The organism is Blastocatellia bacterium, from assembly GCA_025055075.1.
GTDB lineage: Bacteria > Acidobacteriota > Blastocatellia > HR10 > HR10 > HR10.
Genome location: JANWYV010000032.1, coordinates 1 through 13830, shown reverse-complemented (window position 1 = coordinate 13830; position 13830 = coordinate 1). Strand labels below are relative to the sequence as shown.

Sequence of the window (13830 nt, the reverse complement as noted above, 5' to 3'; positions counted from 1 at the left end):
CCATTTCGCTTCCGTTCCATAGGCCAAAGACACAATTCTAGCTCACGTCTTCCGATCTGCCAATTTCTCTCCGGCGTAGCGAGCCGTTGAACGATGGCGCAGAAAGTGCGTACAATACCTCGTGTGAGGAGCGCGCATGACGACGAACGGCAAAGGAGGATCGCCAGAGCCGATTCGATGCGAGTGGTCGGGCCCTGCGGATTCAGCGCCGATCCTCGGCGAGACGGCATCTCGCCTCTATCGGCATCATGGGAACTATCGTTGGGAGGGGGTGTCGTCGGAGCCATATAAAGCCCAATCCGAAGATTGGGCTGCCGCTCGGCGCATGGTTTTCGTCGGTCGAGCGGCGGAGCCTCTCGATTTCCACCTTCGGTATTTCGAGCTGGAGCCTGGTGGATTCACGAGCTTGGAGAAGCACGAACACGCCCACGTCGTGATCGTCGTTCGAGGGAAGGGAACGATCGTCGCGGGCACAGCCTGTTGGAACGTGGGCTTCCTCGATACGGTCTATATCGCTCCCTTCACCCCGCATCAACTCCTCAACGCGGGGGAAGAACCTTTCGGTTTCTTCTGCATTGTGGATGCTGTGCGCGATCGCCCGCAGCCGCTCAGTCCGAGCGAGCTTCAACGCCTCTTGGCGATCCCTACTGTGCGCGCAGTGCTTCGAGTCCCTGCCATCGCGAACAGCGAGGGTGAGGCTCAATCCGAGAGGTGAGCCCTGGCATATTCGAATAACTCCCGCTTCAGTTCCTCCAGCTTGCTCGTGAAAAAGTGATCAGCGCCCTCGATCAGGATCACGTCCTTCGGATCCGGCAGCGTCAGCATCAGGGCTTGAAGATGTTCAAGGGGGGCGAATTCGTCTTTCGTCCCATGGATGAACAATTTCGGCTTCCGACAGTCTTCGAGGAATCGGAAGTCCGCCAGCGCGACGGCCGCCCCGATCGCGATGAGGGTCGTGACGCGCTCATCCCGCGCTCCGACTTTCAAACCCACCCAGGCGCCGAAAGAGTATCCCGCGAGCCAGATGGGCATCTGCGGATACCGTTCGGCCATAAAGGCGATGGCTGCAGCGACGTCCTCCTGCTCTCCTTCGCCGAAGTCAAAGGCCCCCGCGCTCTTGCCGACGCCGCGAAAGTTGAAGCGTAACGTCGCCAGGCCAGCTTCCTGAAGAGCTTGCGCGGCGCGCACGACGACTTTGTTGTGCATCGTCCCCCCATATTGCGGGTGGGGATGACAGAGGACGGCGACGGCCTTCGGCGTGGGCAGCGTTCCTTCTTCAAGGACGGCTTCGAGTGGCCCGACCGATGATGAGAGCATGAGTCCCATAGCAGGATTGGGATAGCAGAAAACTTTGCGTCTGGCAACGTCCTCGCGTATGATAAGGAGCGCACGGTGATGAATGGGAGGGGAGAGCTATGTCGCTGACGCATCTCGGATCGAGAACGCATCGCTTCATCTTCTCTCTTTTTGCGGTCCTTGCCCTCGTGATTGGTGGCGGGCTCTGGGCGCCTTGGATTCTCGGCGGGGATCCGAAAGGAGGAGGCAGTGCGGCCATCACGGCCGAAGAGATTCGAGCGCATGTTCGATTCCTGGCTTCGGATGAGTTGGAGGGACGAGAAGCGGGGACCGAAGGAGCGGAGCGGGCGGCGCGCTACATCGCCTCGGCGTTTCGCGCCTATGGATTGAAGCCCGTGGGTGAGAATGGGACGTTCGAGCAACGCTTCTCCTTCGTCGCTCGCGTCGTGCCCGGGCCGATGAGCCGATTACGGATGAAAGTGGGAACGGCGGAGCGCGATTTCACCTTGGGAAAGGATTTCGTGCCACTTGCGCTTTCGAGTCCTGGGGCTGCCGAAGGGGAGGTCATCTTCGCAGGATACGGCATCTCCGCTCCGGAGCTGAACTATGATGATTATGCAGGCATCGAGAGCAGTGGGAAGATCATCCTCGTCCTCAGCGGAAGTCCGGATGGTCAAGATCCTCATGGGCGATTTCAGGCACATCGAGCGCCACAGCGTAAGATCGCGACCGCTCGGGAGAAAGGCGCGCGCGGTGTCCTCTTCCTCGCTGCTGAGGAGAAGGCGGAGGACGACCGACTCGCAACGCTCCGTTACGATCCTATGTTCGGAGAGGCAGGTATCCCCGTCTTGCTCCTCGGGCGCGCAGCGGCGTCCGAAATCTTGCGGGCTGCGGGAAAGGACCTCGTTGAATTGGAGCGCGCTTTGACAGCAACTGCTGCACCCCGCTCCATTTCCCTCCCGGGCATTCGCCTCGCCGTTTCCGCTGATGTGAAGAAGGAGATGCGCCAAACGGCGAATGTCGTCGGGATGGTGGAAGGAAGCGATCCGGCTCTCAAGGACGAGATCATCATCATCGGAGCTCACTACGATCATCTCGGCCGTGGCGGGGAGCGCTCGCTCGCTCCGCATCAAACCGGGGAGGTGCACAATGGGGCGGACGATAATGCTTCGGGTGTCGCGGGTCTGTTGGAGTTGGCGCAAGCGCTCGCCTCAGTCCGCGCTTCCCTTCGCCGCAGCATCCTCTTCATCGCGTTCTCGGCCGAGGAGATGGGCCTGCTCGGTTCCAATCATTACGTGAAGCATCCCCTCTTTCCGCTGGAGCGCACAATCGCCATGTTCAACTTCGACATGATCGGGCGATTGCGCGAAAGCGGCGTCACCATCTATGGCGTGGGGACATCGCCTTTCTGGCAAACGGCGCTCGAGCGCGCGAACGAGCGCGTGCGATTGGCTGTGAGAGTTCGCGATGACGGCGTCGGCCCGAGCGATCACACGTCGTTTTACCTGAAAGACATCCCCGTGCTTCACTTCTTCACTGGGGTTCACGAGGATTACCACAAGCCTTCGGACGATGCGGAGAAGATCAATGCCGAGGGAGTGCAGCGGATCGTCTCGCTGGCCTATGAAGTCGTGAGGGAATTGGATCGTCAACCGACGCGCCCGGCCTTCGTCCGTACGAGAGAGGAGAGACGCGAAGCCATCGCGTCTGGATTTCGCGTCTACATCGGAACGATCCCAGATTATGCGGAGTCGGCCGAAGGAGTGAAGGTCGCGGGCGTTCGTCCCGGCAGTCCGGCCGAGAAGGCAGGGATGCGAACGGGCGATGTGATCCTTCGAGTCGGACAGCGAGAGATCCGAAATGTCTACGATTACACCTACGCCCTTCAAGAGCTGAAGGAAGGCGTGGAAGTGGAATTCGTGATCCTGCGCGACGGCGAGCGGCTCTCGCTGAAGATCATCCCCGAGCGACGCCGCGCGTTTTAAGTTCGGAGGGGCGGACAGAGCGCCGCCCCTCGCCCTACCCGAGCCAGCTTGTTTGCCTTCGCTCGATTCGCCTTTTCGTCTCCCCTGGTGAAAATCCGCTTGAGTTTGCGAAAAGCGGTGATAAAATCCGTACCCGAAAAAGGCCGCGAACCTTGGGACGTGGTCTGGCCGGAGATCACGCCGATGCGCGTAGAACAAAGGGCACAGGGCGAACCTGATCGGGGGAAGGAGATATGAAGGCGACCAAGGAAGAATCCGCCTGGATCGCGAAGCTCATGGAGGCGATCGACGCAGGACGATTTGAAGAAGCCGATCGGATGGTTCCCCATCTGAAGACGAGCGCCGATCCTCTCGGGATGATTTTGGAGGCCGAGGTGAACCTCTATTTCCATCGCCTCGAACTGGCCCGAGAACGCTTGGCGCAGATCGTCCCTTGGAGATTGGGGGCGCGTTCACTCTCGCGCTACCTTCTCGCTCTCGGTCAATGCCATTTGGAGCATGAGCAATGGGACCAGGCGGAGGAGATCTTGGAGGGAGCATGTTGCCTCTGCAAGCTTCTGCACGCCCACTGTCATCTGGCTCGCGCGTTGTATCAATTGGGGATGGTAGCGTTCAGGCGCGGGAATGGAGAGAAAGCCGAAGCGCTGTGGGAACAGGCGAAGGCATTCCTCGTCAAAGAGGAGACGGCGCGCGGGGATTTCGCCCTCGGCATGCTCGAATACGCCTTGGGCGTGTGGCGCTTTCAAACGGGACGGATCGAAGAAGCCCGTGCCTCGCTGTGTTCCAGCGTGCGGTTGCTGGATGAGGAACATGGCCGATATTACGCTTCCGCTTTGGGCACGCTCGGTGCCTTGCTCGCTTCATGCGGAGAATGTGCGGAGGCGGTCGAGAAGCTACAGGAAGCGCAACGCATCCTGATCCGATATGCGCTCGGCGATCCGCTGGCCGAAGTCACCACGACATTAGCTCTTACTCTCGTTCAGATGGAGCGCTTCGATGACGCAGAGCGCGCTGTGCACGAGGGATTGGACGTGTTGCAACGTATCGGGCATGAGCGGGGAGTCGGACGGATGCACAAGACGCTCGCCGAGATCTATCTCGAACGAAACGAGGTCGCGCGCGCAGAGAGTGCGGCCCGCGCGGCTATGGAATATGCTGAAGCGCTTCGAGATGACGTTTTGCGAGCGGAGGCGCAAATTTTCCTCGGGCGCGCAGCCGCGCGACGGCGCGATCGCGAGGCGGCCGAACGAGCGCTTTCGCGCGCTCGCGAGATCGCTCAGGGCGTGAATGATCGAAAACTGGAAGGCCTCGCCTGCCTGTACTGGGCAGAGGCGTGTTATGCCAGCTCGCCCGTGCAAGCCCAAGAGTTGATCATGCGCGCGCAAGAGTTGCTTCGTCCGCTCTCCGATCCGCGAATCGAACGCGAGATCGAGCGCATCGCTCAGCGAGCGACGAGCGAGCGCATCAAGCTGACGCCCGACAACAAGCTCATCTTCGATGGCGATTTCCTCCCCAACTGGTACGTGGCGCGGGAGACGTTGGAGCGCTTCTTGCTTAAGAACGCTCTTCGCCAGGCCGAGGGGAATCTCGCGAAGGCCGGAGAGTTGCTGGGAATCACGAAGGTGCACGTGCATAATCTGCGTCGGCAGTTCAATCTCTGAGGAGATGCGACGGACTCGTCCATCGGCGAAAAATAAGGATAGGCCGTGGGCAGATTGCTTCCGAGTTCGCTCGTTTTCGAGGAGGCCTCTTTGGAGGGGCTTATGAGAGCGCTAGAGGGAAAAGTCGCAATCGTGACCGGAGGGACGCGCGGCATCGGTCGCGCCATTGTCGAAGCGCTACTTGAAGCGGGCGCTTCGGTCGTCTTTTGCTCGCGTCGAGCGGAAGCTGTTGAACGAGCGCTTGAGGAGTTGCAAACTAAGGCGCCAGGGCGCGTCGCGGCCCTCCCATGCGACGTGCGCGATCTGGCGCAGGTGCGCGAGTTAGTCCAATACACGATTCGCACATTCGGCGGGGTGGATATCCTGATCAATAACGCGGGCATCGGCATCTTCCGCAGCATCTACGAGCTGACGCCCGAGGAGTGGCGCGAGGTCATCGAGACTAATCTCACGGGAGTCTTCTACTGCTGCCGAGAGGTCGTCAGTCACATGCGGCAGCGCGGTGGCGGATACATCATCAATATCAGCTCGCTTGCCGGGAAAAACGCCTTCGCTGGCGGGGCGGCGTACAATGCCGCGAAGTTCGGCTTGAATGGATTCAGTGAAGCCATCATGCAGGACCTGCGCTATGACAATATCCGCGTGAGCTACGTCATGCCCGGGAGCGTCGCCACCGAATTCGGCGGGCGCGAGCCGACGGCGGAATCAGCATGGAAGCTGAAACCTGCGGATGTCGCCCGCGTCGTTCTCCATTTGCTCGAGCACGATCCAGCAAGCCTCCCAAGCTGTGTGGAGATCCGTCCCGCGAAACCCCCACGAAAAGGATGAAGTGTGCGGAGACTCAATGAGTGGCTGAGATCAGCGCCCGAAGGCCATCGGGCGTAAGGCCGGTGAAAAGGATCAAGGCCGGAGCGAGATCTGTTTCGGCCTCTCAAGATCCTGATCTCTTGATGCGTGGATCGCTCTCGAGGGACGCGCTCCTTCTTCGTCCATCGGTATCATTGATATTGATGCTGAGGGGCCTTCACCGGGCCGGGAGCGGATCGGATCTCGCCTCCCATTGGGGCTGATGGTGCGGGCATCGGGCGATGCTCGATCGCTCCATCTCCACGTCCACCGACCGCCGGATCCGGGATGAGCGTTCCTCCACGCTCCAAACGAATGTCTCCCACACGGAAACTCGGTCGCGAACGCTCCGGAGCGGTCGTCGGGGGAGGCATCGCGCCTGGCGACCCGCCATATCCTGGTCCGCCGACATGGGGTCCCCAATCCCAAGCCGTTGGATACGGGCAGCGGTAGACCAAACGTCGTCCCCACGGTGAGGCGAAGTCAAACCCAAAGGGGATGAAGGTGAAAACACCCAGGAGGGGATCGAACACCCACGCGCTCGCCATCAATCCGTAGCCGAAGTTGCGATGGCGCGTCAGCGACCGATTCGCGGCGATCAATACTTCCGCACGTTCCTTGGCCCACGACTCGAATTCATCGAGGGGGGCTGACTTGAGCGACTTCACGATCTCCACGTAAGCGGAGGTCACCGTCGCCTGCTGTCCTTTCTTCACCTTTTGCGTTCGTCCTTCGACGAGGACCTCCATCTCTCCGCTTCGGACCAGCAAGTGCGTCGCATTCTCGCGCACGTCAACGCGATAAAGTCCACTCTTCTTCACGCGAAACACGGCATGCGGCGTCTGTCCTCGAAGGATGATCTTCCAATTCAATCCCGCTGCCTCAAGGAGCGCCGTACCCCTCGTGATTCCGAACCCCACAAGAGGCAGGTCCGTCTGGTGGAAGATGACCTCCGTGTGGCGATCGAGCCGCAGCACCGATCCGGGATTGAGCAAAATCTCCGCGCGACCATCTCGGGTGAGAACCATGTCTCCATCGTTCAGTTGCTGATGTGGGGCGAGCCTTCGGGAGAGGGCATCCGAAGATGTCTGCGACCAGACCTCGCCCTGCGCATAGTTGACCAGCCCGGCGCGCGCCGAGACAACATATTGAGCTGCGACCTCGACCCATCCGCCAAAAGCCAGAAACAGGCCCAGAACGAACGCTACAAGACGCATGCTGACGATTCCTCTCATCCCCGCCTCCCCATCGCCTCAGGTTTCTTCGAAGGATCAGGGCGTAAGCCCAAAGCCTTCAGCGGGAGTATACCATGATTCCCCACCGGGACAAAGAGATTCGCTTCCTCGTTCGTCCCGGGAAATGGGTCCAAGAGGGGACTTTCTTGCCCTCGAACCGCAGACGCCTTATACTCCCTCTTCGAATTTGGCAAGGCGAAGGCAAACGCAAGCAGGAGTCGAGGCCGTATGGACCGATTCCTTTCACCTGAGCCCGTCGTGAGGTTGGAGAAGGCGTTCGTGAATCCCTTCAAGACGATCATCACGGCTGCGCGGACATGTTATTCGAGTCGTGGGATCGTGCGCGAAGGGGATCTCACTGAAGGCTTCGAAGCGCTTGCTGAGACGCTTTACCGCGCCGGGCATCATACGACCATCGAGCATGCGCATTTTCAATTCTCGCTCGCGAACGTCTCCCGGCATTTCATCTGGTCCTTCCTGCATGCTCATCCCTTCTACAATTCCGAGCAGGTAAGCCAGCGCTACGTCGAAGTCGCGCCCGGGAACTTCGCTATCCCGCCGCTGCACGGAGAGAGCCTGACGCTTTATCTGGAGACGATCGAATTCCAGATGGAGGCGTATCGCGCCTTGGCCGAGAAGCTCTTCCCCATCGTTGAAAGCGAATATCGTCGCCTCTTCCCCTATCGCCGCACGAGTGAGAAGAAATATCGCACGGCGATCCAGAAACGCTGTCTGGAAGTCGCTCGCTATGTATTGCCCGTGGCGACGTTCGCCTATCTGTATCACACGATCAGTGCGATCACCTTGCTGCGCTATCATCGGCTGTGCCAGCAACTGGATGCTCCCCACGAGCAGCGCCTCGTCGTCGAAAAGATGGTGAACGAAGTCTTGCGCTGGGACCCACTCTATACCCGGATCCTCGAGGATCCCATCCCTCTTGAGGAGACGCCTGAGTTCGCCTTCTTCACGGCGCATTTCGAGCTGTTGGGATGGGAGCAACGGCGCGCGTTTCGCGAGGAGTTCGATCGTAGTCTCGATGGTCGGATCTCGAAGCTCGTGGACTATAAGCTCAATAACGAGGCCACGCTGGCCGATGCCGTGCGGCAAGTCCTCGGCGTCTCGCGTTCCGCGTTGGACGATGTGACAGCTATCGAACTGGTCCTCAATCCGGCGCGGAATCGGTTGCTTGGTGAGTCGTTAAATTTGACGACGCTCTCGAAACTCTCTCGCGCGCTCTATCATCCGAGCTACACCTTCCGCAAGAAACTCAGCCACGCGGCCGATTCGCAGGATCAACGGCATCGCTTGACGCCCGCCTCGCGCCCGTGCCTGACAATGCAATTCAGCTTGGAGCCGGACTTCATCACGCCCGAATTGATTCGGTGCGAGGAGAAGATCGAGCGCTTCTACGTCGAAGCCATGGAGCGTATTTGGTCAGCCATCGTGCGATTGCGCGCCCGAGGTGTCCCCGACGAGTATGCCATGTACTTGCTGCCAAATGCCGTCGCCATCCGGTACACGGAATCGGCCGATCTGCTGAATCTCCGACATAAGCATGCCATGCGCCTTTGCTATCTCGCGCAGGAAGAGATCTGGCGAGCTTCGGTAGACGAAGCTCAGCAGATTCGCGAAGTGAATCCGGTGATCGGGAAATACTTGCTTCCCCCGTGTACGCTGCGCAAATTGGCCCAGACCCGACCGACCTGTCCGGAGGGGGATCGTTTTTGCGGCGTTCCCGTCTGGCGGCTCGACCTGAGCGAGTATCGGCGATTGATCTGAAGTCGAGCTGCCTTTGTGAACTCTCAGCGTGCTCGCGACTAGTCCCAATTCGTCTCCAGTCAGCCTCTCGCTCGTCTCTTGTGGATGACTCCTCGTCTCCGGCAAACGCCTTATTTTCTGCCACTTCCCTTGACGACACCGCCTCTATCGCCTACATATGGCACCGCCATTGCGGCATGGTGTTCCAAGGGCCATTACGCTGACGAGGAAGGAGGGCAGACTGATGCCACGAGTCCGCGAACTTCAGGTCACGGCATCCGTGGTCGCCGATCTCATTGATGCTGGAAAATTCACGACGGCCGAGAAAGCGTTGAGGGAGATTCGTGAAGAGTCGCCTCTTGTTCGCGTGCTCCGCGCCGAAGTGGAGATCTACTTCTCGCGTCTGCGCGAAGCTGAGCGCTTGCTCGACGAAGTCGCCTCGGAGGCCCGAGACGTTGAGGTCGCTGCCCGATATGCCATGGCGCGCGGGGAATTGAGCTATTGGCTCTACCGCTACGAGGAGGCTGAGGAGCACTTCCATATCGCCCTGCACTTTTACAAATTCCTCGGCGAGACGTTCCGCCAGGCCGTCGCCCTTCATAACCTCGGGCGCTTGGAGCGCCGACGCGCCCGATTCGATGAGGCGGAGACGCTCCTCAATCGCTCTACCGAGTTGAACAAGGACCAAGGTGATCCTCGGGCCGAATTCCTACGGGGGGTCGTGTAGTTCAACCTAGGAGCAATAAAGCTTTGAGGCGTGCAAGGGAGTTCTTCGAAGAATTCGAAAAGGCGTATGTCTATAGCAGGCGAGCGTTAGAGTGCGCCGAGCTGGCGGCGAATCCATTTGAAAAAGGCCGTGCTCTTGTTCAGCTCGGGCGTGTTGCTCTTTTGAAGGGGCGATACTACGAGAGCGAGAAGGCGCTTCGGCAGGCCCTGGAGATTGGCGAGAAGTATGAGGCCAAGGAAGCGCTTGAGATCTTCCTCATCCGAAAGGCACTCGAGCAATCTGGGAATAATCTGACCCGGGCAGGAGAGCTACTGGGGACGACGCGTGGACACGTCCACAAGAAGAAGAAACAGTACGGCCTTTGAAGTCCCCAATTCGTCTCCCCTGCCGTTCAGTATCCCGATCAAACGGAGGGAAAAATCTACTTGCCTGGAATCTCCATTTGCATATAGTAAAGCCCGAAAGCCCGTGAGGGTTTTCGCATGAGCCGCTGGTCCATCCAGTGGATTAGTGGACACGCTCAAAGAACGAAGAAAGGAGGAAGGGGCTCTATGGAACTGGGGTCGCTGTTTCTTTTCGCTTTCTACAGGTTCTTCATTCAGCTGGTGAGTGTGCTGGACAATGGGGTGAGTCAAGGCGGATGAGGATCAAAGCGACTTGTGGGAATAAGCGTTCCATTGGGAGTTCCGATGAAGTGAAAGCTGACGCTCGTGGGTAGAATTCCCACGATATGGGAACTATCCATCCCGGCGAAGCGATGAGGGGCTTTCGCTTCGCCGGGATCTTCCGCTGGTACAATTTGTCTTGTTCGTGAAGCCCGATTAATGCCTGTGGACCTCTTGAGATCGCAAGGCGATCCGAAGCCTCCAATCGAGCTTGCACAAATGAGGAGCTGGGAGGCGAGCGTCTTGGCCTCCTTTATTTTGGCTGCAGACCTCGCCCAGAGAAAAAAGCGGGCGCGATTTCCTTTGCTCGCCTCAAGCAGGCTATAATCAGCGGGTGACAGCGAGGTTTCGGAGGGAGGCATGGCCAGGCGAAAGAGCTCACGTTTGAACGTCCCAAGCGATCGCGCGATCGCTGAAGGGCCTCGTGTGGAGATCCAGACCTTGCGTGAGGAACATCGGGCCTTGTTAAAAGAGCTACGGCGGTTGGACCGATCGCTCGCGCGTCTTTCGGTGAAGCGGGCGGAAGCGGCCGTCGTGGTTCCCGTCTTGGAATCGCTTCACGCCTTTCTCGCGGATCATGTGCATCCACACATGCTGCGGGAGCGCGAGGTCTTGCATCCGCTTGTGGAAAAGAGTGGACTCTCGCGCGAGCGAGCTATCCGGGCGATCCTGACCGGCGATGATGGCTTGGAGAAGGAATGCCGACGACTGCAACGAGCCCTACAGCGACTCAAGCGAGAGAAGGATGAGCGTGAGGCTGTTCAGCAAGTGATCGCCATCGGCGAGGGGATCATTGAGGGCATCATCGAGCATGTCCATCGCGAAGAGCAGATCCTCTTCCCGCGATTGGAAGAAGCCCTGCCCTCGTCTCGCGCCCCGCGTGGATAGAACCCCTTGGATGAAGCGGGGAGCGCTGCGTTTGATCCTCCTTCCAAAGCCTGTATTTCCCTCAGAGCATAACTGATTCGAGATTGCGCGCCGTGAACCCGAGCCTCCCCGACTCTACTTAATTTCGTTCAATCTTGCCTTTAGATCGTTCAAGACAATTGGGCGTGCGGAGCCTAAACTAAATGTTCCGCTGGAACGGAGGGGACAACTTTGGAAACAAGGAGGCTCCGCCATGTTGAGAAGGTCTCGGGCGATGTGGGGGATTTCTTTAATCCTCGTGGTATTGCTTTCCCTGCTTTCCCCGGGAGGCGATTTTGCCTTCGGGCAGGGGAAGACAACGGGCGCCATCTCCGGGACGGTCTTCGATCCGACAGGGGCCGTGGTGACTGGGGCGAAGGTACAACTGAAGGACCAGCTCACCGGAGCTCTTCGCGAGGCCGTTACAAATGAGGTGGGAGCCTTTCTCTTCCCTAATCTTCCGTTTGGGATCTACGAGGTGACGGTGACGGCACCGGGGTTTCAAACGGCTGTCTACAGTCGAATCGTAGTGGAGTCGGCACGAACGACGGATGTGATCATTCACCTGAAGGTGGGCGAGGTCGTTGAGACGGTGCAGATCGAGGGGGCAGTACCGGCGCTGGAGATCACCTCCAACACAGTCTCCAACACGGTTCGCAACGAGGCGATACAGAAGCTGCCACTCAGCGGGCGCAATATCTTGAACTTCGCACTTCTCGTACCGGGGGCACAGACGGTCGGGGGGGGAGGACGCTTCAGCGCCTACAACGGCATGCCGGGGGCGACGATCAACATCATGGTGGATGGCATCAACAACAACTCCCAAGGGTTCAAGAGCGGCGGCACGAGCTTCTTCGCCACCGTTCCTCCTCGACTCGATGCCATTGAAGAGGTAACGATTTCGACGGCCGGATTGACGGCCGATGCCGGTGCCGAAGGGGCGATGCAAATTCGTTTCGTCACGCGGCGCGGGTCAAACGAATTTCACGGTGGAATCTTCCATCAACTTCGGAATGACGCGCTGAATGCCAATAGCTATTTCAATAACGCGCGACGCCTACCGCGGCCGCGGGTGCGGTTTAATGAATTCGGGGGGAATCTCGGTGGGCCGCTGTGGCGAAACCGGCTCTTCTTCTTCGTGAATTATGAGCAAGCGCGCATCCCGAGCCAGTCTACGGCGTCCAATACGATCCTCACCCCGGAGGCACAGCAAGGGATTTTCCGGTATCGGGGGACAGATGGCGTTGAGCGCGCAGTCAATCTCCTACAAATTGCTGGTGCCAGCGGATATCCGAGTCAGCTCGATCCCATTGTGGCCGACTACTTCCGGCGGACCAACGAGACATGGCGCAATGGTGTGATCACGCGCCAGGACCTGTTTCGGAATACGCTGAGTTGGCTCAATCGCACCAACACAATCCAGCACTATCCGACAGCGCGCGTGGATTTTCACATCACGCCGAGCCTCACGTGGACAGGGACGTGGCATCTCTTCAATCGAGTCATTGATGGAACGCGACCATGGCCAGGACCGGAGTTCAAGGAGCAGAGCAAGTTCACCAACAGTTGGTACATCGCTTCGACGGCAGTGAATTGGACGATCTCGTCACGGACGCTCAACGAGTTCAAGTACGGGCTCCAGCATAACGTGGATCAGTATAACGTGGGCGAGGGACCAGATCAGTTCTACGTGGACGGCCGGCTCATGCGGATCGCCTATCCGTTTGTGCCGCCCTTGATTCGCAATCAGATGAACATCTCGCGCGCCAATGGCACGCACAATCTCTACAACAACCTCACGCTCATTCGAGGGGCGCACTCGATGACCATCGGAGGATCATTCCGTCATGTTGGCTGGTACGATGCCGATTTCATCGGAGCGGGGATTCCGCAGTACAACGTCGGGATCGCGACGGGAGATCCAGTGACGAGCGTGTTGAATCCCTCTGTGTTGCCCGGGATTTCGAGCACCGATCTGACGAACGCGTGGAATCTCTATGCCTTGCTCACAGGGCGCATAGCGAGCATCAGCGCGACACGCGGCGTGGACTACCGGACGAAGCAGTATAAGGACCTGACAATGCTCGTTCGGCTCGATCGGCAACGGGTTGGAGGCTTTTACTTCCAGGATTCGTGGCGGTATCGGCCGACGCTCACCCTCAACTATGGATTCCGGTGGCAGTTCTCAGGAGCGATTCATGATGCGCTGGGCATTTACACGAGCCCGACGCTGGAACACCTGATGGGCCCTTCGCGCCAACTCTTCAAGCCTGGCGTCCTCGATGGCGTGATGGATCCACAAGTCTTCCTTCGTCCGCGCGCTTATAAGGGAGATTTCGTCAATCCGGGACCGAATTTCGGGTTCGCGTGGTCGCCGCGGGCGGAATCGGGCTTTTGGCAAAAGCTCCTGGGAGGAGAGCAGAAGACCGTCCTTCGCGCGAGTTATTCGCTGAGCTACTATGATGAGGGGTTGCTGACGTTCATTAACTACGCCGGCGGGAATCCTGGATTGATGCAATCGCTCTTTCTGAATCCGGGGATGCCGGGATTTCCCATCGGGCAATTGCGGTTGAGCAGTCCGACGCCGCCATTGGCGATGTCTCCAGAGAGCTTCTCGCCACCCTTCCGACAAGCGGACTACACGTTCGCGCGTGGATTCAGCAGCATGTTGCCGAAGCTTCGGACGCCGTACATCCAGACGTGGACCATTGGCCTACAGCGGGAGATCGCTCGTCATACGGTCATTGAAGC

General features: G+C 58.9%; 11 protein-coding genes. 9 read left to right on the top strand and 2 right to left on the bottom strand.

All coding sequences use genetic code 11. The features are described 5' to 3' along the window. Window positions 1-136: 136 nt before the first annotated feature. Window positions 137-715, top strand: coding sequence for a cupin domain-containing protein (locus NZ746_07850; GenBank protein ID MCS6817277.1), 579 nt, complete (start codon window positions 137-139; stop codon window positions 713-715). Here NZ746_07850 and NZ746_07845 read toward each other — a convergent pair. Continuing rightward, complete coding sequence (locus NZ746_07845; protein MCS6817276.1) at window positions 700-1317, bottom strand: alpha/beta fold hydrolase; 618 nt, start codon at window positions 1315-1317, stop codon at window positions 700-702. The genes NZ746_07850 and NZ746_07845 overlap by 16 nt on opposite strands. Before the next feature lie 98 nt (window positions 1318-1415). Here NZ746_07845 and NZ746_07840 point away from each other — a divergent pair, with 98 nt between their 5' ends. From NZ746_07840 to NZ746_07830, 3 genes are all read left to right on the top strand, one after another. Continuing rightward, window positions 1416-3281, top strand: a complete 1866-nt coding sequence (locus NZ746_07840; GenBank protein ID MCS6817275.1) for a M20/M25/M40 family metallo-hydrolase — start codon at window positions 1416-1418, stop codon at window positions 3279-3281. 233 nt (window positions 3282-3514) lie between these two features. Next, window positions 3515-4942, top strand: a complete 1428-nt coding sequence (locus tag NZ746_07835; protein ID MCS6817274.1) for a hypothetical protein — start codon at window positions 3515-3517, stop codon at window positions 4940-4942. Between the two features lie 102 nt (window positions 4943-5044). Next, window positions 5045-5770 (top strand): SDR family oxidoreductase, encoded by a 726-nt coding sequence (locus NZ746_07830; GenBank protein MCS6817273.1) that lies wholly within the window; start codon window positions 5045-5047, stop codon window positions 5768-5770. 170 nt (window positions 5771-5940) lie between these two features. Here the strand turns inward: NZ746_07830 and NZ746_07825 are convergent, their stop codons facing one another. Continuing rightward, the gene (locus tag NZ746_07825; GenBank protein MCS6817272.1) at window positions 5941-7023 is read right to left on the bottom strand and encodes a FecR family protein; all 1083 of its coding nucleotides are present in this window, start codon (window positions 7021-7023) and stop codon (window positions 5941-5943) included. Window positions 7024-7251: 228 nt separating this feature from the next. On the opposite strand from NZ746_07825, the gene NZ746_07820 reads away from it, so the two are divergent. From NZ746_07820 to NZ746_07800, 5 genes are all read left to right on the top strand, one after another. Beyond that, window positions 7252-8802 carry an FAD-dependent thymidylate synthase gene (locus tag NZ746_07820; protein ID MCS6817271.1) on the top strand — a complete coding sequence of 517 codons (1551 nt, stop codon included), beginning with the start codon at window positions 7252-7254 and terminating at the stop codon, window positions 8800-8802. Between the two features lie 223 nt (window positions 8803-9025). Next, a complete protein-coding gene (locus tag NZ746_07815; protein ID MCS6817270.1) occupies window positions 9026-9508 on the top strand; it encodes a tetratricopeptide repeat protein in 483 nt (160 codons plus the stop codon). Between the two features lie 23 nt (window positions 9509-9531). Then, window positions 9532-9873, top strand: coding sequence for a hypothetical protein (locus tag NZ746_07810; GenBank protein ID MCS6817269.1), 342 nt, complete (start codon window positions 9532-9534; stop codon window positions 9871-9873). A 660-nt stretch (window positions 9874-10533) separates the two neighbouring features. Beyond that, window positions 10534-11061, top strand: coding sequence for a hemerythrin domain-containing protein (locus NZ746_07805; protein MCS6817268.1), 528 nt, complete (start codon window positions 10534-10536; stop codon window positions 11059-11061). A 232-nt stretch (window positions 11062-11293) separates the two neighbouring features. Continuing rightward, window positions 11294-13830: TonB-dependent receptor (locus NZ746_07800; GenBank protein ID MCS6817267.1), on the top strand; the 2537-nt coding region annotated here is incomplete at its 3' end.